Below are 418 nucleotides of genomic sequence, written 5' to 3'. Positions count from 1 at the left end.
TAATTATCGGCGTCGATATTGCTAAACACAAGCACGTTGCACGTGCGCAGGACTTTAGAGGGTGTGAGTTCGGAAAAGCTTTTTATTTTGAAAATACGAATTCAGGTTTTAATCACTTTCTGGATTGGATTCATCAACTCATGGATCAACAAGGCATGGAAAAAGTGATTGTAGGAATGGAGCCAACAGGGCACTACTGGCTAAATCTGGCTCACTCTCTTAAAGAGCAGCGCATTAACTTTGTCGTCGTAAACCCGATGCACGTGAAGAAGAGTAAGGAGTTAGACGACAATTCACCTACTAAAAACGATGTGAAAGATGCCAGAGTGATTGCGCAGTTAGTCAAAGATGGGAGATACGCTGTACCTAACATTCCACAAGGAGTGTATGCCGAACTTCGTGTGGCGAGAAAAATACG

General features: G+C 43.1%; 1 protein-coding gene. It reads left to right on the top strand.

All coding sequences use genetic code 11. The features are described 5' to 3' along the window. Positions 1-2: 2 nt before the first annotated feature. A partial coding sequence (locus tag ACM6JA_RS22800; RefSeq protein ID WP_414854180.1) for an IS110 family transposase occupies positions 3-418 on the top strand: 416 nt, incomplete at its 3' end.

This window comes from Brevibacillus sp. IT-7CA2, from assembly GCF_949767855.1.
In the GTDB taxonomy this organism is placed as follows: Bacteria; Bacillota; Bacilli; order Brevibacillales; family Brevibacillaceae; genus Brevibacillus.
The sequence above is the reverse complement of the archived record's forward strand: the minus strand, read 5'-3'. Positions and strand labels throughout refer to the sequence as shown.